Origin of the sequence: Erwinia psychrophila (genome assembly GCF_039023475.1) — a bacterium.
Lineage (GTDB): Bacteria > Pseudomonadota > Gammaproteobacteria > Enterobacterales > Enterobacteriaceae > Erwinia.
Genome location: NZ_JBCHVB010000005.1, coordinates 163,304 through 180,458, shown reverse-complemented (window position 1 = coordinate 180,458; position 17,155 = coordinate 163,304). Strand labels below are relative to the sequence as shown.

Annotated in this window: 14 protein-coding genes and 1 tRNA gene; 6 read left to right on the top strand and 9 right to left on the bottom strand. The window is 55.9% G+C overall.

The window, feature by feature from the left end; all coding sequences use genetic code 11:
* Window positions 1–15: 15 nt before the first annotated feature.
* The 3 genes from AAH446_RS13900 to pepA form a co-directional block, all read right to left on the bottom strand.
* Entirely contained in the window at window positions 16–2,871 is a 2,856-nt protein-coding gene (locus AAH446_RS13900) for a valine--tRNA ligase (protein WP_342907282.1), read from the bottom strand.
* 5 nt (window positions 2,872–2,876) lie between these two features.
* Window positions 2,877–3,332, bottom strand: a complete 456-nt coding sequence (locus AAH446_RS13895) for a DNA polymerase III subunit chi (RefSeq protein WP_342907281.1) — start codon at window positions 3,330–3,332, stop codon at window positions 2,877–2,879.
* 111 nt (window positions 3,333–3,443) lie between these two features.
* Window positions 3,444–4,955: a leucyl aminopeptidase gene (gene pepA, locus AAH446_RS13890; protein WP_342907280.1), complete on the bottom strand. Its 1,512-nt coding sequence runs from the start codon at window positions 4,953–4,955 to the stop codon at window positions 3,444–3,446.
* 286 nt (window positions 4,956–5,241) lie between these two features.
* On the opposite strand from pepA, the gene lptF reads away from it, so the two are divergent.
* The 4 genes from lptF (at window position 5,242) to AAH446_RS13870 (ending at window position 9,261) form a co-directional block, all read left to right on the top strand.
* Window positions 5,242–6,342 carry an LPS export ABC transporter permease LptF gene (gene lptF, locus AAH446_RS13885; RefSeq protein ID WP_342907279.1) on the top strand — a complete coding sequence of 367 codons (1,101 nt, stop codon included), beginning with the start codon at window positions 5,242–5,244 and terminating at the stop codon, window positions 6,340–6,342.
* Complete coding sequence (gene lptG, locus AAH446_RS13880; protein WP_342907278.1) at window positions 6,342–7,418, top strand: LPS export ABC transporter permease LptG; 1,077 nt, start codon at window positions 6,342–6,344, stop codon at window positions 7,416–7,418. The genes lptF and lptG overlap by 1 nt, the downstream gene beginning before the upstream one ends.
* A gap of 390 nt (window positions 7,419–7,808) precedes the next feature.
* Window positions 7,809–8,216 carry a YsnF/AvaK domain-containing protein gene (locus AAH446_RS13875; protein WP_342907277.1) on the top strand — a complete coding sequence of 136 codons (408 nt, stop codon included), beginning with the start codon at window positions 7,809–7,811 and terminating at the stop codon, window positions 8,214–8,216.
* Between the two features lie 25 nt (window positions 8,217–8,241).
* Window positions 8,242–9,261 carry a YsnF/AvaK domain-containing protein gene (locus tag AAH446_RS13870; RefSeq protein WP_342907276.1) on the top strand — a complete coding sequence of 340 codons (1,020 nt, stop codon included), beginning with the start codon at window positions 8,242–8,244 and terminating at the stop codon, window positions 9,259–9,261.
* Between the two features lie 20 nt (window positions 9,262–9,281).
* Here the strand turns inward: AAH446_RS13870 and AAH446_RS13865 are convergent, their stop codons facing one another.
* From AAH446_RS13865 to AAH446_RS13850, 4 genes are all read right to left on the bottom strand, one after another.
* The gene (locus AAH446_RS13865) at window positions 9,282–10,562 is read right to left on the bottom strand and encodes a DUF445 domain-containing protein (RefSeq protein WP_342907275.1); all 1,281 of its coding nucleotides are present in this window, start codon (window positions 10,560–10,562) and stop codon (window positions 9,282–9,284) included.
* Between the two features lie 85 nt (window positions 10,563–10,647).
* A complete protein-coding gene (locus tag AAH446_RS13860; RefSeq protein ID WP_342907274.1) occupies window positions 10,648–12,150 on the bottom strand; it encodes a helicase HerA-like C-terminal domain-containing protein in 1,503 nt (500 codons plus the stop codon).
* A 318-nt stretch (window positions 12,151–12,468) separates the two neighbouring features.
* Window positions 12,469–12,975 carry a YjjA family protein gene (locus tag AAH446_RS13855; RefSeq protein ID WP_342907273.1) on the bottom strand — a complete coding sequence of 169 codons (507 nt, stop codon included), beginning with the start codon at window positions 12,973–12,975 and terminating at the stop codon, window positions 12,469–12,471.
* Between the two features lie 186 nt (window positions 12,976–13,161).
* Entirely contained in the window at window positions 13,162–13,566 is a 405-nt protein-coding gene (locus tag AAH446_RS13850; protein ID WP_342907272.1) for a hypothetical protein, read from the bottom strand.
* A gap of 247 nt (window positions 13,567–13,813) precedes the next feature.
* Between AAH446_RS13850 and AAH446_RS13845 the strand changes: the two genes are divergently transcribed.
* Both AAH446_RS13845 and AAH446_RS13840 read left to right on the top strand, forming a co-directional pair.
* A tRNA-Leu gene (locus AAH446_RS13845) sits at window positions 13,814–13,898 on the top strand.
* A 164-nt stretch (window positions 13,899–14,062) separates the two neighbouring features.
* Window positions 14,063–15,319, top strand: coding sequence for a tyrosine-type recombinase/integrase (locus AAH446_RS13840; protein WP_342907271.1), 1,257 nt, complete (start codon window positions 14,063–14,065; stop codon window positions 15,317–15,319).
* Between the two features lie 317 nt (window positions 15,320–15,636).
* On the opposite strand, the gene AAH446_RS13835 is transcribed toward AAH446_RS13840, so the two are convergent.
* Both AAH446_RS13835 and AAH446_RS13830 read right to left on the bottom strand, forming a co-directional pair.
* A complete protein-coding gene (locus AAH446_RS13835) occupies window positions 15,637–15,888 on the bottom strand; it encodes an ogr/Delta-like zinc finger family protein (RefSeq protein ID WP_342907270.1) in 252 nt (83 codons plus the stop codon).
* The gene (locus AAH446_RS13830) at window positions 15,885–16,595 is read right to left on the bottom strand and encodes a hypothetical protein (protein ID WP_342907269.1); all 711 of its coding nucleotides are present in this window, start codon (window positions 16,593–16,595) and stop codon (window positions 15,885–15,887) included. Before AAH446_RS13830 ends, AAH446_RS13835 begins: the two co-directional genes overlap by 4 nt.
* Window positions 16,596–17,155: the final 560 nt, after the last annotated feature.

The window sequence follows — 17,155 nt, the reverse complement described above, 5'->3', positions numbered from 1 at the left end:
TTCCGAACGGTCAGATTACAGCGCTTTGATCATGGCCTGCTGCTCAATCAGCTTGAGCTTAGCCTGGCCGAACTCCGCCATGCGCTCGCGCTCTTTCGCCACGACCGCTTCCGGCGCACGGGAGACAAAGCCTTCGTTAGAGAGCTTGCTTTCGATCTTGCCGATTTCCACTTCCAGCTTGCTCACTTCCTTCGCCAGACGCTCCAGCTCGGCGGTTTTATCCACCAGATCGGCCATCGGGATCAGCAGCTCGGCACCGTCGATAATTTTGGTCACCGAAACCGGGCCTTTCTCACCGGCGGCCAGACAGGAGAGGCTGTCCAGACGCGCCAGCGTTTTCAGGAAGTTGTGGTTGTCGGTTACGCGGCGTACCACGTCGTCGCTTGCACCGCGCAGCAGCACGTCCAGCGGTTTGGACGGCGAAAGGTTCATCTCGGCACGGATATTACGCACCGCAACAATCGCCTGCTTCAGCCATTCGGTATCGTTCAGCGCGGCCTCATCCACCTTCGCCGCTTCAAACTCTGGCATCGGCTGCAGCATGATGGTGTCGTCGCTGATGTTTTTCAGCACTTTCACCTGCTGCCAGATAGTTTCGGTAATAAACGGAATGATCGGATGCGCCAGGCACAGCAGCGCCTCCAGCACGTTGACCAGCGTATTGCGGGTGCCGCGCAGCTGGGCTTCCGAACCGCCGTTCATCACCGGCTTGGCCAGCTCAAGATACCAGTCGCAGAACTGGTTCCAGGTGAACTCATAGAGAATACCGGCCGCGATATCGAAGCGATAGCTGTCCAGCGCGGCGCGGTACGCTTTCACCGTCTGGTTGAACTCGGCCAGGATCCAGCGATCCGCCAGCGACAGCTCAAGCTCGCCGCCGTTAAAGCCGCAATCCTGATCCTGGGTGTTCATCAGCACGAAGCGGCTGGCGTTCCAGAGCTTGTTACAGAAGTTGCGGTAACCCTCCAGGCGCTTCATATCCCAGTTGATATCGCGGCCGGTGGAGGCGAGCGCCGCCAGGGTGAAGCGCAGGGCATCGGTGCCGTGCGGCTCAATGCCGTTCGGGAACTGCTTCTCGGTGCGCTTACGGATTTTGTCCGCCAGCTGCGGCTGCATCATGTTGCCGGTGCGCTTCTCAAGCAGAGCTTCCAGCGAAATGCCGTCAACCATATCCAGCGGATCGAGAACGTTGCCTTTCGACTTGGACATCTTCTGGCCTTCGTCATCGCGGATCAGACCGGTCATATAGACGGTCTTGAACGGCACCTGTGGCTTACCGTCTTCATCTTTGAGGAAGTGCATCGTCAGCATGATCATGCGGGCGATCCAGAAGAAGATGATGTCGAAGCCGCTGACCAGCACGCTGGTCGGGTGGAAGGTGCTCAGGTCCGGCGTTTTTTCCGGCCAGCCCAGCGTGGAGAAGGTCCACAGGCCGGAGGAGAACCAGGTATCCAGCACGTCTTCATCCTGGTTCAGCGCCACGTCGGCACCCAGGTTATTTTCCGCACGCACTTCGTCTTCGGTGCGGCCAACATAGACATTGCCTTCGGCGTCATACCAGGCCGGGATACGGTGACCCCACCACAGCTGGCGGGAAATACACCAGTCCTGAATATCGCGCATCCAGGAGAAGTACATGTTCTCGTACTGCTTCGGCACAAACTGGATATCGCCCTGTTCAACGGCTTCTACTGCCACTTTCGCCAGCGGGGCGGTGCGCACATACCACTGGTCGGTCAGCATTGGCTCAATCACCACGCCGCCGCGATCGCCGTAAGGGACGGTCAGGTCATGCGGTTTGATCTCATCCAGCAGGCCGAGCGCGTCAACGGCGGCCACGACAGCTTTACGGGCGGCGAAGCGCTCCAGATTCTGGAATTCAGCCGGGATGGCCGGATCGCAGACGTCACTCTCTTCACCGTTAGTGTCATACACCTGCGCTTCTTCACGGATATCACCGTCGAAAGTCAGGATGTTGATCATCGGCAGCTGATGACGGCGGCCAACTTCATAGTCGTTGAAGTCGTGCGCAGGCGTGATTTTCACGCAGCCGGTGCCTTTTTCCATATCGGCATGTTCGTCGCCAACAATCGGAATGCGGCGGTTCACCAGCGGCAGCGTGACGAATTTGCCAATCAGATCTTTGTAGCGCGGATCTTCCGGGTTAACGGCCACGCCGGTATCGCCCAGCACCGTCTCGGGACGGGTGGTGGCGACAATCAGGTAATCTTTGCCGTCAGCGGTTTTCGCGCCGTCGGCCAGCGGATAGCGGATATGCCACATGGAGCCTTTCGACTCGCGGTTTTCCACTTCCAGGTCGGAGATGGCGGTGCGCAGTTTCGGGTCCCAGTTCACCAGGCGCTTGCCGCGGTAAATCAGGTTCTCTTTGTAGAGGCGGACAAACACCTCTTTGACGGCGTTGGAAAGGCCGTCATCCATGGTGAAGCGCTCGCGCTCCCAGTCCACGGAGTTGCCCAGGCGGCGCATCTGGCGGGTAATAGTGCCGCCGGACTCGGCCTTCCAGTCCCAGATTTTTTCAATAAAGGCGTCACGACCGTAATCTTTACGGGTTTTTCCTTCCTCAGCGGCGATTTTACGCTCCACCACCATCTGGGTGGCGATACCGGCATGGTCGGTACCGGCCTGCCACAGGGTGTTTTTTCCCTGCATACGCTGGTAGCGGATCAGGGTATCCATAATGGTCTGCTGGAAGGCGTGACCCATGTGCAAGCTGCCGGTGACGTTCGGCGGCGGGATCATGATGCAGTAGCTTTCCTGGCTGGTATCGCCATTCGGTTTAAAGTAGCCCTGCTTTTCCCAGTGCTCGTAAAGCGGCTGTTCGATCTCTTGCGGGTTATATGTCTTTTCCATTTCTGCTATATCTTAGGCACGGGCGGCGTGGCCGTATTCAAGTGGAATCCAACGCTGCGATACGCCTTAAAGCGTTCGCGCGCCAGCTGTTTCAAAGCTTCTTCAGTTGGGACAAAGTCTATCACTTCATAGAAAGCGGTGGCAAAATCCGCAAAGTAGGGCAGCAGGCTGATCAGCAGATCGCGCGGGGCGTTGCCGCGCCGCTGTGGCCAGGCCAGTTCGACCGGCGCGCCATACTTTGGCCCTTCGCCCGCCAGGTTGTGGGGAACAAAGGCGCTGGCGGGGCGCTGCCACAGGGCTTCATCGAGCCGGATAGCCTGAGCTTCGTCCTCACAGGCGATGAGCACGCGCTTCCCTTCGCGCCAGCGCGCCTCCGCCAGCCCGCAGACCAGCGCTTCCAGCGCGCTGAGCCCGTCAACCGGCGTATCGGTTTCCAGCAGATAAAAGGTGGCGTTTTTCATAACTGAGCCTGTTACTGAATGAAAACGGGCGGAAGAGTTCCGCCCTGAAATTTTGCCGTAATTTTACAGGCTGCCCCCGGGCAGGTCGACCGGAATCGACCCGCCCGCGAATTAATCGTCGCCGTTAAGGCCGGCGCGGTTCAGCAAAAACTGCGACAGCAGGGCGACCGGACGACCGGTGGCGCCTTTGGCCTTGCCGGAACGCCAGGCCGTACCGGCGATATCCAGGTGCGCCCAGTTATATTTACGGGTGAAGCGCGCCAGGAAGCTGGCGGCGGTAATCGCACCGCCGGGACGGCCGCCAATGTTCGCCATATCGGCGAAATTGGAGTCGAGCTGCTCCTGATACTCATCGGCCATCGGCAGACGCCATGCGCGATCGCCAGCCTGCTCAGAGGCGCCGATCAGCTCATGCGCCAGCGGGTTATGGTTGGAGAGCAGCCCGCTGATGTGGTGCCCCAGCGCAATCACGCAGGCGCCGGTCAGGGTGGCCACGTCGATCACCACTTCCGGATCGAAGCGCTCAACGTAGGTCAGCGCGTCGCACAGCACCAGGCGGCCTTCCGCATCGGTGTTCAGTACCTCAACGGTCTGACCGGACATGGTGGTCAGCACATCGCCCGGACGATAGGCGCGGCCGCCCGGCATGTTTTCACAACCGGCCAGCACGCCCACCACGTTCAGCGGCAGATTCAGCTCAGCCACCATGCGCATCACGCCATAGACCGAGGCCGCGCCACACATATCGTACTTCATCTCATCCATCGCCTCGCCGGGCTTGATGGAGATGCCGCCGGAATCGAAGGTGACGCCTTTGCCAACCAGCACGATCGGTTTGCTTTCCGCGTCCGGGCTGCCTTTGTATTCGATGACCGACATCAGGGATTCGTTCTGCGAGCCCTGGCCGACGGCGAGGTAGGCGTTCATGCCCAGCTCTTTCATCTGCTGCTCGCCAATCACGCGGGTGGTGATGTTCTTGCTATAGGCGTCGGCCAGCTGGCGCGCCTGAGAAGCCAGATAGGCGGCGTTGCAGATGTTGGGCGGCATATTGCCCAGATCTTTCGCTGCCTTCACCCCTGCCGCCACGGCCAGGCCGTGCTGGATGGCGCGCTCACCGCTGGTCAGCTCGCGGCGGGTCGGCACGTTGAAAACCATCTTGCGCAGCGGACGGCGTGGCTCAACCTTGTTGCTTTTAAGCTGATCGAAGCTGTAGAGCGTTTCTTTGGATGTTTCCACCGCCTGACGGACTTTCCAGTAGGTATTGCGGCCTTTAACGTGCAGTTCGGTGAGGAAGCAAACCGCCTCCATTGAGCCCGTATCGTTAAGCGTATTGATGGTTTTCTGAATAACCTGCTTGTACTGGCGCTCGTCAAGCTCGCGCTCTTTGCCGCAGCCAATCAGTAAAATGCGCTCTGACAGGATATTCGGCACATGATGCAGCAGCAGCGTCTGGCCCGGTTTACCTTCCAGTTCACCCCGGCGCAGCAGGGCGCTGATGTAGCCATCGCTGATTTTATCCAGCTGTTCAGCTATCGGTGACAGCCTGCGCGGCTCAAACACGCCGACCACAATGCAGGCACTGCGCTGTTTTTCCGGGCTACCGCTTTTTACACTGAACTCCATGCACTCTCCTGAATCTTAAAGACAACGGCGCTTGCTGCGGCTAGAATGGTGCGCTTTCGTAACGTCCGATGCCGGGGCACAACGCCGTTAGGGTAACGGGCGACAGATCTAGTTTCGGTGATTACCCTGTATATGGGGGTAAAGGGGCTTTAAAACCTCACCAGAACGCGATTATTGTCATACTATTTGAGCTATGACGAGGGCCATTGATGAGAATAAATGGCGTATAAGCGATGAAACTAGCGATTTTCCTGCAAAAAGACAAGTTTTCACAGGCGTACTCAGCGTGATCATCATTAGATATCTGGTTCGTGAAACGCTCAAAAGCCAGCTGGCTATCCTTTTCATCCTGCTGCTGATCTTCTTTTGTCAGAAGCTGGTCAGGATATTAGGCGCCGCGGCCGAGGGCGAAGTACCGACAAATTTAGTTCTGACATTATTGGGCCTTGGCGTTTCGGAAATGGCGCAGCTAATTCTGCCGCTAAGCCTGTTTTTAGCCATTTTAATGACGCTTGGCCGGTTATATACCGAGAGCGAAATTACGGTGATGCACGCCTGCGGCTTGAGCAAGGCGGTGCTGGTGAAGGCGGCGATGGTCCTGATGCTGTTCACCGCCGTGGTGGCCGCCGCTAACGTCGCCTGGCTGGGCCCCTGGTCCTCCCGCTATCAGAATGAAGTCACCACCAACGCCAAAGCTAACCCCGGCGCCGCCGCGCTGGCTGCCGGTCAGTTCCAGCAGTCCGGGGATGGGAAGTCTGTGCTCTTTATTGAGAACGTGAAGGGCAACAACTTCGGCAACGTGTTCCTGGCGCAGCTACAGCCAAAAGGAAATGCGCGCCCCTCGGTCGTGATGGCGGACAAAGGGCATATGGTGCAGCGGCAGGATGGCTCTCAGGTGGTAACGCTGGATAACGGCACCCGCTTTGAGGGAACCGCGATGCTGCGGGACTTCCGCATCACGGACTTCAAAAATTATCAGGCGATTGTCGGGCATCAGCAGGTGCTGCTCGACCCGAACGATGCCGAACAGATGGACTTCAAAACCCTGTGGCAGTCGCCGAAGCCCGATTTCGCCAGCGAGCTGCACTGGCGCCTGACGCTGGTTTTCTCCGTGCTGGTGATGGCGCTGATGGTGGTGCCGCTCAGCGTGGTGAACCCCCGTCAGGGCCGCGTGCTTTCGATGCTTCCCGCCATGCTGCTCTATCTGATCTTCTTCCTGCTGCAAAGCTCGCTGCGCTCCAGCGGGGCGAAAGGGCGCCTGGATCCCGCCCTCTGGATGTGGGTGGTGAACCTCTCTTATCTGGCGCTGGCGGTGCTGCTTAACGTCTGGGACACGGTGCCGATGCGGCGTATTCGTGCCCGCTTCAGCAAGGGAGGTTCCGTCTGATGTTTGGCGTTCTCGACAGATATATCGGTAAAACGATCTTCAACACCATTATGGCCACGCTGTTTATGCTGGTCTCGCTCTCCGGCATCATCAAGTTTGTCGATCAGCTGCGTAAAACCGGCCAGGGGGAATATACCGCCCTCGGTGCCGGGCTCTACACGGTGCTCAGCGTACCGAAGGATATTGAAATCTTCTTCCCGATGGCGGCCCTGCTGGGGGCGCTGCTGGGGCTGGGCGCGCTGGCGCAGCGCAGCGAGCTGGTGGTGATGCAGGCGTCAGGGTTTACCCGCATGCAGATCGCCGCCTCGGTGATGAAAACGGCGATCCCGCTGGTGATACTGACCATGGCGATCGGCGAATTTGTGGCGCCGCAGGGTGAGCAGATGGCGCGTAACTACCGTGCGCAGCAGCTGGTGGGCGGCTCGCTGCTCTCGACCCAGACCGGCCTCTGGGCGAAAGATGGCAACAACTTTATCTTTATTCAGCGCCTGAAGGATAACAGCGAGCTGGCCGGCATCAGCATCTACACCTTTAACGACGAGCGTCGTCTGAGCAGCGTCCGCTATGCCGCTTCGGCAAAATATAATGCTGAAAACAAAGCCTGGGACCTGTCGCAGGTGGATGAGTCTGACCTGACCGATCCAAAGCAGGTGAGCGGCAGTCAGACCCTGACCGGCGAGTGGAAAACCTCCCTGACGCCCGACAAGTTAGGCGTGGTGGCGCTGGACCCGGAAGCGCTGTCGATCAGCGGGCTGTATGACTATGCTAACTATCTCAGACAGAGCGGACAGGTCGCCGGACGTTACGAGCTTAATATGTGGAGCAAAATCTTCCAGCCGCTGTCGGTGGCGGTGATGATGCTGATGGCGCTCTCGTTTATCTTTGGCCCGCTGCGCAGCGTGTCGATGGGAATGCGTGTGGTAACCGGCATCAGCTTCGGCTTCCTGTTTTACGTACTTGATCAGATCTTCGGCCCGCTAAGCCTGGTGTACAACATACCGCCGGTACTGGGCGCGCTGCTGCCAAGCGCCGCGTTTTTCGCCATCAGCGTCTATATGCTGCTTAAGCGCCGCTGACCGGCCTGGCCTTCCACGGCGACCGTCGTGGAAGGTTCTTCTCTTCACGCCAACTCTCTGATTTGCCTGATCATCAACCCCGCTGATTTATCTTATTCCTGTGCTGAAATAAAATAGCGTGCGCTTTATTCGCTCCTTTTATATTCCTGAGTTATTCGCCGACAGCATTATTAATAAAATGTTCACCAAATAAAATTCAAGTTATGTAAATAATAAATCCCTGGTATTTTTATCAGTTAATTTAATTATTGTTACATTTTCATCTGACTTAAGCGCAACGGAGTTCTTAATCCGGACTACAGTTAGAAGGGTGAAGTCATTAACACCCCGACGGTGAAATTTCGTATCAGCGGATGGCAAATTTTTAATTATTCTCAACAGGATTTCAATATGGGAAATAAAAACGCGCCGCAGGCTGATAAGGCAGAGAGCGCAGAGGTAATGCAGCTGGCTGAAGAGGAAGTCACTCTCAGCAAGCAGCGCCAGGTGGACAGCAGGCTGCGGCTTGAGCGCACCACGCACTCTGTAGAAAAGCTGCTGGAGGCGGAACTGGCCAGCGATGAGGTAAATATAGAACACGTCGCGATTAACCGGCCGGTCACCGCTGAGGATTCAGCACAGGTTCGTCAGGAAGGGGATGTGCTTATTATTCCCGTAATTGAAGAACAGGTGGAAATAATCCGTCGGAAAATTCTGAAAGAAGAGATACATATTCATAAGCGTACTAAAACTGAAATATTCAGGGAGAGCGTTACGCTGCGTAATCAGGAAGTGACTATTACCAAAGAAAAACCCTGAATTCATTAACTGCGAGGATCTATCCATGGCACATGAAAAAATTGTTACCGCATTCAATCAGGTACAACAGGCAGAAGCCGCCAAAGAGAAATTGATCGTCGAAGGTATTGCTGAGAAAAACATTGATATTATTTCGGGCGAAAGGCTGCGGGTTGAAGATAAAGAGATCCGCCATCCCAGCTTCTGGCAGCGCCTGTTTGGCGACGATCTTGATGATGATTATGCAAGCGAATACAGCAAAGCCATTCAGTCAGGCGGCGTGCTGCTGACCGTCAGAGCGCCAAAAGACCAGGCTGATCATATTGAGCAGGAGCTGAGCGCCTTTGCGGCTGACTACTCTTCCGTTTCACATCAGGATCGTGCGCTGACCGGCGGCGAGTTCGCAGGTGAAACCAATGATCGCGGTATGAACGCACCGGGCGTATCGCCAGATAACCTGGCCTCTGTGACTCAGGGCTCTTCTTCTATTACGCCGCCAGATGCGAAACAGTCAACGCTGACCGGTGCCGACAGAGAGATGAACCTGGACCGGGATCCAATGACCAGCGATCTCGACAGGGACCCGCTCGCGAATATGGATAATGAGCCGCTGACCGGCGTTGATACCACCGCCAACCGCAATAACCTTGAAACCGATCGCGATGCGCTGAAGCTGGCAGAAGAGCAGGTCGATATCAGCAAGCAACAGGTCAGTGACGGCACCATGCGTCTGCGCCGTTACACCGTTGAAGATGAAGTCTCGGAAGAGCTGTCGCTCTATGACCAGCACGCGGAAGTGTTCCGTCGCGCCGTTGACGAGCCCGCTTACCTGAACGACGTCGACTGGTCTGACAAAACCATTGAGGTTGAAGAGTCACACGAAGTGCCGGTTATCGAGAAGACCGCGCGCGTGAAAGAAGAAGTGGGCCTCCGTGGCGAAGAAACGTCCCGCGTTGAGACCATCAAAGACAGCGTCCGTCGCCAGGAAGTGGAAATTGACCACGCTGACGAAGATGCCCGTCTGAAAGAGGACAAGCTCTCTGGCCTGTCCGATAAAAAGTTCTGATACTGAGCGACCGTGCTGGCCTACCTGAGCAGCGCGGGAACCAGGGAAAATAACCAGAGCAACAAGCCAATGGCACCGCCTACGACGGTGCCATTGATGCGTATGCGTTGCAGGTCTTTACCGATATTCAGCTCCACCTGATGCGACATATCTGCCGCATCCCAGCTTTTTACCGTGTCGCTGATATGGCGGCTCAGGAACGCGGAGAACTCCGGCGCGACGCTCATCGCAGCCTCTTCCATATGCTGATTCAGCGAGGAACGAAGGCTGGCATCCTGAAGCAGCGTTTCGCCCAGCCACTGCCCGGCGGCGCTCACCTTCGCATGCAGCGTTGAATCCTCTTTCGCTAAATCTTCCTTCAGCCAGGCCCTGAGATCGCCCCAAAGCTGGCTGATATAGGTGTTGAGCGCCTCGTCCTGCTTCAGATACGCTTTAATCTCTTCCGCCTTCAGCGCCATTTCCGGATCGCTCTTCAGCCGCTCAATCAGCCGCTGCACCGCACGGTTAAAGCCCTGACGAAGCTCATGGGTGCCGTCCTGCTCAATGTCGTTAAGGATGGACTTCACCGCGTTAGCCGCCAGCTCGGCGCTTTTCTCACCCACCCATTCGGTCGGCAGCATCTTCTCTTTCAGCGGATGCTCCCGCTTCAGCCAGCGCATCACCTGCTGGGCGATAAACTCATGGGTGCCGGGCTTATTCACCAGCTGCAACAGCTGACTGATAGCATCGTCCAGCAGCGCCTGATGGCGGTTATTCTTCGTCAGGCTTTCCAGCACCAGCGCCGCTGACTGGGTCAGATCGACCTTATCTATCGCCTTGTGAATGGCGCGGCGCATAAAGGCCTGGATGCGGGTGTCGTCCGCCAGGTCCAGAAAACCCCGCACGATCTTCAGCAGATAACCGCCCAGCCTGGCGGCATTTTCCGGCGTGCTGAGCCAGTTAGCGATAATCTGCGCCGGATCGTGACGGCGGATCAGCGTCAGCAGCGAGGTGGTATTAAGAAATTTATCCTGCACGAAGAGGGCAAGGTTATCCGCAATCCGGTCCTTATTGCGCGGCACGATGGCGGTATGACGGCCAACCAGCGGAATGGGCACCCGGCGGAACAGCGCGCTGACGGCAAACCAGTCCGCCAGCGCGCCCACCATCGCCGCTTCGGAAATCGCTTTCAGGGCGGCCACCCACCAGGCCGGGGGAAACCAGAGCGGATAAAGCACGGTGGCGATAAACAGCAGCGCCGCGCCGCAGAGCAGCAGCAGCGGGAGACGTTTTGCTTTCAGCAGTTCAGTTTCTTTATCCATCCTGAGCGAGCCACTCCTTTACTATAAAAATTTCGCCGCCTCAGCCGGGGATTGGGCAGGGCGGCAGGTTACATGTCAGGGCTATCTATCGCCTGCGACCGCCCATAATGCTGCCCAGCAGGCCGCGAACGATCTGACGGGCGATCTGCCTGCCGGCGCTTTTCGCCATGCTCTGCACCATGCCGTCACGCTTGCCGCCTCTGGGGCCGGTGCTGCCAAACAGAATATCCTTCAGGCCGCCCAGCAGACCGTCGTCCTCTTCTGCCTTCTGGCCTTTTGCCGGCGGCGCATCCGCCTTTTCGGCTGCGGCCGCCGCGCCTTTGCTCAGCATCTCGAAGGCCGACTCACGATCCACCGCCTCTTCATACTTGCCGGAGAGCGGGGAGTGATTAATCAACCCGTTACGCTCGTCGTCGCTGACCGGCCCCATCCGCGAGGTGGGCGCAATAACCGAAGCGCGTTCAACAACCGACGGGCTGCCTTTCTCATCAAGGAAAGAGATCAGCGCCTCGCCGGTGCCGAGTTCCTGAATAGCGGTTGCTGTATCAAACGCCGGATTGGCGCGCATGGTTTGCGCCGCCACCCTGACCGCTTTCTGATCCTTTGGCGTAAAGGCGCGCAGCGCGTGCTGAACGCGATTGCCCAGCTGGCCGAGTACCGCATCGGGAATATCTGCCGGATTCTGCGAAACAAAATAGACGCCAACGGCCTTGGAGCGGATCAGCCGGATAACCTGTTCGATTTTATCCAGCAGCACCTGTGGCGCATCGCTGAACAGCAGATGCGCCTCGTCGAAGAAGAAGACCAGCTTAGGCTTATCCAGATCGCCCGCCTCCGGCAGCTGCTCGTACAGCTCGGAGAGCATCCACAGCAGGCTGGTGGCATAGAGCTTCGGCATCTGATAAAGCTTCTCCGCCGAAAGAATATTGATGATCCCTTTTCCGCTGCTGTCGGTCCGCATCCAGTCTTTGATATCCAGCATCGGCTCGCCAAAGAAATACTCCGCGCCCTGCTGCTCTAAAGCCAGCAGCCCGCGCTGGATCGCGCCGACCGACGCGCTGCTGATATTGCCGTACTGGCTGCGCAGGGATTTGGCGTTATCGCCGGTAAACTGCGTCATTGCGCGCAGATCCTTAAAGTCGAGCAGCAGCAGGCCGCGATCGTCCGCCAGGCGGAAGATAATTTGCAGCACGCCGCTCTGCACCTCGTTCAGGTTCAGCAGGCGGGCAAACAGCAGCGGACCGAGATCGCTTACCGTGGCGCGTACCGGATGACCTTTCTCGCCGAAGATATCCCACAGCACCACGGGATTGCCCTGCGGCGACCAGTCCGTCACGCCAATCTTTGCCAGCCGCGCCATCAGCTTTTCTGACGCGTTGCCCTCTCTGGCAACGCCGGTTAAATCCCCTTTCACGTCGGCCATAAAAACCGGGACGCCGATGCGGGAGAAATTCTCGGCGAGCTTCTGTAGCGTGACGGTCTTTCCGGTGCCGGTAGCGCCCGTGATCAGCCCGTGGCGGTTAGCCATCGCGGGCAGCAGATGCAGATCGGTTCCGTCGGTTCTGGCAATCAGTAGCGGTTCACTCATTATTCTCATCCCTAAAAGTCAGTGAAGGTGGCAGGCGAAGCAGCCCTAAGGTTAGCAGCCTCAGCTGGAGGTATGATACTTCCGCCCGGTGCCAGTATGGTATACCGGGACGAAGAACGGGCGCGAGAAATGGCCAGGATTTTGATATTGGTTATGGCGAGTGGTGATGCGCTACGCTGGGTGCTAAAAGCCTGGTCGACTCTGTTCTGCCGTTATGTCATCCGGCGCCGGTGCAGGCAGGGCGCCGACAGACAATCGCCTGATGATATAAAGACAACGAGCCGCATAGCGCGGCCCGGAGAAAGCGTTTTACGGCGATCAGGAGATAAACTGATTACTCTGCTTCAGCACCAAATCGCAGGCTTTGGTTTTCACCTTCTTGCCCAGCGCGGTGTCGCCAAGGCTTTTCAGGTTGATCTGCTGGTTCTCGCCGGTATTCAGTAGCCCCATCAGGCCCTGCTTATAATCGGTGGTTTCCTGCGCCTTCTGCGTATCCTGTAAACCCAGCTTGCCCATCAGCTGATCTTTTACCGAGTTAACGTTGTTATCGACAATATTATTCTGCACGCAGTACTGAAGCACGCCCGCCGCATTGGTCATGCTGTTGGCGCTCAGCGACTGACTGCCGCCATTCAGCAGACCGGTAAGCGCCCCCAGCGACATGCCGTTGCCCTGCGTGCTGGTGGATGAGCTGGTATCGGAGTCCTGGCTGAGCGCATTCGCCGCGCTGCTTAACTGCTCCTGCCAGCTCGCCGCCGACGCCGCGCCCGCCAGCAGGGAAGAGGAAACCGCTATTGCCACCATCATCATTGAAACTGCTTTCATCTTTATACCCTTTGATTAATTAGCCTGCGCCGTCGCCAACCCTGGCATGACGGCTCGATCTCCTTTCGGACTGCGGGCCGCCGGAGGAGTTCCCATGACAGGAAAAAGAAGCCGTAAGTACACCAGGGGTTTGAGAGTAATCTTAAGAGACACTTGTGGCGCGGCATTGGCTTGGATGTCCATCCGCTAAAAGGGTAAGGCCGTCAGGTAAATCGTGGTAGTGTTGGCGACATTGGTAAAATGGTAGACGTTATCCTTTACAGCCAGCCTGAGATTGCTGTTGCTGATTTCATATTTGACGTCGGGGTCGGCGGTGGAGAGAAAGGAAGAGTAGCTGTCGCCCAAATTCTCCAAAAACTCGCTTTCCGTTTTATCAGAGGGGATCAGGTAATACTGATAGACGTAGCTGGTCGTTGCGCCTGCATTTCCTTCGGTTACATACAGCGTGGTAGTGGAATTCACTTTTACTTTCTTAATAATGGTCTCTTCGAAAGGTGAAAAATGTAATACCTGCCAGATACCCCAGAACACAAGCATTATCAGCAATAAAATGGCAATATGGCGCTTCTTTAACCTCTGTCCTTTGGTCATAGTTTTTCCCTGTAGTATCCCTATCTGATTTACCAAATCGGTATTATTAAATATCCTCATTGAAAGTGTACCTATGAGGCTGTGGTGAGTAAATGCGCTAATGGAACGCGATATTTGTCAGAAGCACGGTGGGCAAAATACACGGTAGTGGTGAATTTTACAGCGGTTGCACCTGCCTCTGCGGATAGGGGTTGCGGAAACAGGGGGTAAGGGTATAATCCACAGCGTTTTCCGCATACCCTTCAGTGCCGAAGTGGCGAAATCGGTAGACGCAGTTGATTCAAAATCAACCATCGAAAGATGTGCCGGTTCGAGTCCGGCCTTCGGCACCAGCATCCTGTCCATCCCCGTCCGGGGAAGTCCAAAAAATCCTTTAAAATCAACGTTGAGGCTGATTTTGTCATCCAGCATCGTCCGAGCACATCCGTTGCAATCCAGACCCCGCTGGGGGCATAATTGGGGGCACCCCCACTTCGATAAGAAATGTGCCCCCAAAATGAAGCTGAATGCCCGCCAGGTCGACACTGCAAAGCCTAAAGAAAAAACTTATAAAATGGCTGACGGTGGCGGTTTGTACCTTGAGGTCACGACCAAAGGATCAAAGTACTGGCGTATGAAGTACCGACGGCCAGCCGACAAAAAAGAAGACCGGCTTGCCTTTGGCGTCTGGCCGACAGTCACTCTTGCTGAGGCACGTGCTAAGCGTGACGAAGCTAAAAAGATGTTAGGGCAGGGGATTGACCCCAAAGCTGAACAGAAAGAAGCCCAGGCTGAAAACGCCGGGGCTTATACTTTTGAAACGATCGCCCGCGAATGGCATGCCAGTAACAAGCGATGGAGTGACGATCACCGCTCACGCATCCTTCGCTACCTTGAGCTGTATATTTTTCCTCATATTGGTTCAGCAGATGTTCGTAAACTGAAAACCAGCCAGCTGTTAGCACCCATTAAGGCCGTTGATGCCAGTGGCAGGCATGACGTAGCTCAGCGTCTTCAGCAGCGCGTTACGGCAATAATGCGCTATGCCGTGCAAAACGATTACATTGAATCTAATCCCGCTATTGATATGGCCGGGGCACTTTCTACCGTCAAGGCTCGCCATTACCCCGCATTGCCCTTCAGCCGTTTTCCTGAGTTTCTGGCGCGTCTTGCCGCATACCGTGGGCGCATCATGACGCGTATAGCTGTCGAGCTTTCATTACTGACTTTTGTCCGTTCCAGTGAGCTGCGTTTTGCCCGTTGGGATGAGTTCGATTTCAAAAGGGCTTTATGGAAAATTCCTGCTCAGCGTAAAGAGATAGAAGGAGTTCGTTATTCTCATCGTGGCATGAAGATGAAAGAGGAACATCTCGTACCGCTAAGCCGTCAGGTTTTAGTCCTGCTGGAAAAGTTGAAGCAGTTAAGCGGTGACAACGAGAGGCTCTTTCCCGGCGATCACGATCCTAAAAAAGTCATGAGTGAAAACACGGTTAACAATGCTCTGCGCGCTATGGGGTATGACACAAAAACCGAAGTTTGCGGGCATGGCTTCAGGACAATGGCACGAGGTGCGCTGGGTGAGTCGGGATTATGGAGTGATGATGCGATAGAACGGCAGTTGAGCCACTCCGAGCGTAACAATGTACGCGCTGCTTACATTCATACTTCTGAGCATTTAGATGAACGCAGATTGATGGTGCAATGGTGGGCGGATTTTCTTTATGCGAACAGTAGTGAGTACGTCTCTCCTTACGATTATGCAAAACGTAAGTGAGGCATTGCGATGCGCAATTTAGCCACTCCAAAACAAAAGCGTGTTTGGCACTAAGCTATATTGCTTTTCCCCTCAGCGCGCAATGCTACCCCCGCCTCGCCTGCCCGCTTTATGCATCGTTTTTTATGCAGCTGCATGAACCGGGCAAAGCCGGGCCGGGCGTGGGCTGACTGGGCGTCTGAGGCGCTGCATTCTGCATGCAAATCCATGCACCTTATGCATGCATCGCTATTTACAAACCGGGCTGGCCAGAAAAAGGGCGTTGAAAGGACAAAAAGCGGAAACAAAAAAGCCGCTGATTTCAGCGGCCGTGGTGGTTAATGGAGGGTGCGGAAGGATGAACCGTAGCGCCCGATAGTCTGACTTTCTTTTACCGGCTCCGGGGTGACTGCGGGGGCCGGTTCGGGCTGCGGCGGCGCGGTAATCACCTTCGTGATGCTCTCGCTGGTCTTGAATGTGCAGGAGCAGTCAAGGTTGATGCACTGGTGGTAGCGTTCCTTCACCTGTTCGGACATATAGCGGCTTGATTTGGCATGCGCCGGGCTTTTGCAGTACGGACAGTGCATCATTTCTTTTTACCTTCCCTTATCCACGGGCGGTGTACATGGATGGCATCCCACAGCTTATTGCGCTTACCCGGACTGGCATACAGCGCCATATCCACACCGGTGAGTGCCGGGCGCCACAGGCCGATATTTTCCAGCACCGGCGCTTCCGTCAGCGCCTTCTCAGGCAGCGCGGCGGCCGCACGGATCAGCGCATTACCAATCAGCTCCACCACAACCTGCACGTCGCTGCGCTCGTCGTCGTCACGGGGATTAATTTTCTCACGCTGAAGGCGCAGACGGATGGCCCACAAGAGCGACGGACTGACGTTACGCAGTGCAGACTGCCAGGTCGCATCAGCAAATTCGTTAAACGCCAGCTTATGCGCGTAGATATATTCCCTACCCGTGCCGCATGCATTGAGCATGGCGACCTGCTTATCCAGCTCCAGCTCGGCAATCAGCCCGGTGAACTCTTCCGCCAGTTCCCGGCTGGCAATGCGCTGGCTGTGTTCCGCCTTCAGCTCGTCGGTCAGGTTGCCGCGCAGGCTGCGAAAGCGGGTGCGCCAGTTCGCCTCGGCTTCGTTTCCGGCCTCAATGGCCGCCTCACGCTCTTTCGTGCAGCGGGTGATATCAGCGCAGATGGCGTTGTACTCTTTCATCTTCTCAAGATGTGCGGTACGGGCCTGCTCAAAGGCCGCCAGGGTACTGCTTTTTTCCGGGGTGCTCATAGCATTGTCTCTTCATCTGTAAAGGTTGTCGCTATTCTGTCGTTCACCACCGGACAAATCATTTCATTGCTGTCTGCCTGTCGCTCAGCAAACACGGCTGTATTTTCGCCAGATATCCCCCACTGAGCTTTTAGTTTTATATAAAACTGTTCACTACTCTTCACCTTAAAAAAAAAGATAATAAATACAGTAAGTAGAGGGGTGAACACTTCAGGATTAACTGTTCACCGGGTGTTCACCACTGTTCACCCGGTTTTGAAACGCCCTTTTTCTGGCAAGCCTGATTTTGAGATTAAAACTCACTCAGGCTAAAACAGAGGGGTGATGCAATTAGAACTTATTGGAATAAAAAGTAAAACTTACAGAACTGGAAGTGGCGCATTCATTTGCCACAATGGGCCAAGATATGCCAAAACATTGTCACAGTTTACCTCTCTTACAAATCAACCACTTTGTTCATTTACCAGCAAAAAATCGCTTGTTTACACGGGCAAAAATATTCTCACAATAGGGGGTTACCAGCACAACACGACCGGAACCGGCCAGCGCCGCCCGGATAC

Bases quoted from the DNA above. Each gene is read 5' to 3' on its own strand.
- AAH446_RS13835 (WP_342907270.1), bottom strand. From the start codon at position 15,888: ATGATGCACTGTCCGTACTGCAAAAGCCCGGCGCATGCCAAATCAAGC.
- pepA (WP_342907280.1), bottom strand. From the start codon at position 4,955: ATGGAGTTCAGTGTAAAAAGCGGTAGCCCGGAAAAACAGCGCAGTGCC.
- AAH446_RS13865 (WP_342907275.1), bottom strand. From the start codon at position 10,562: ATGGATAAAGAAACTGAACTGCTGAAAGCAAAACGTCTCCCGCTGCTG.
- AAH446_RS13840 (WP_342907271.1), top strand. From the start codon at position 14,063: ATGAAGCTGAATGCCCGCCAGGTCGACACTGCAAAGCCTAAAGAAAAA.
- AAH446_RS13850 (WP_342907272.1), bottom strand. From the start codon at position 13,566: ATGACCAAAGGACAGAGGTTAAAGAAGCGCCATATTGCCATTTTATTG.
- AAH446_RS13830 (WP_342907269.1), bottom strand. From the start codon at position 16,595: ATGAGCACCCCGGAAAAAAGCAGTACCCTGGCGGCCTTTGAGCAGGCC.
- AAH446_RS13855 (WP_342907273.1), bottom strand. From the start codon at position 12,975: ATGAAAGCAGTTTCAATGATGATGGTGGCAATAGCGGTTTCCTCTTCC.
- AAH446_RS13900 (WP_342907282.1), bottom strand. From the start codon at position 2,871: ATGGAAAAGACATATAACCCGCAAGAGATCGAACAGCCGCTTTACGAG.
- lptG (WP_342907278.1), top strand. From the start codon at position 6,342: ATGTTTGGCGTTCTCGACAGATATATCGGTAAAACGATCTTCAACACC.
- AAH446_RS13870 (WP_342907276.1), top strand. From the start codon at position 8,242: ATGGCACATGAAAAAATTGTTACCGCATTCAATCAGGTACAACAGGCA.
- AAH446_RS13875 (WP_342907277.1), top strand. From the start codon at position 7,809: ATGGGAAATAAAAACGCGCCGCAGGCTGATAAGGCAGAGAGCGCAGAG.
- AAH446_RS13895 (WP_342907281.1), bottom strand. From the start codon at position 3,332: ATGAAAAACGCCACCTTTTATCTGCTGGAAACCGATACGCCGGTTGAC.
- AAH446_RS13860 (WP_342907274.1), bottom strand. From the start codon at position 12,150: ATGAGTGAACCGCTACTGATTGCCAGAACCGACGGAACCGATCTGCAT.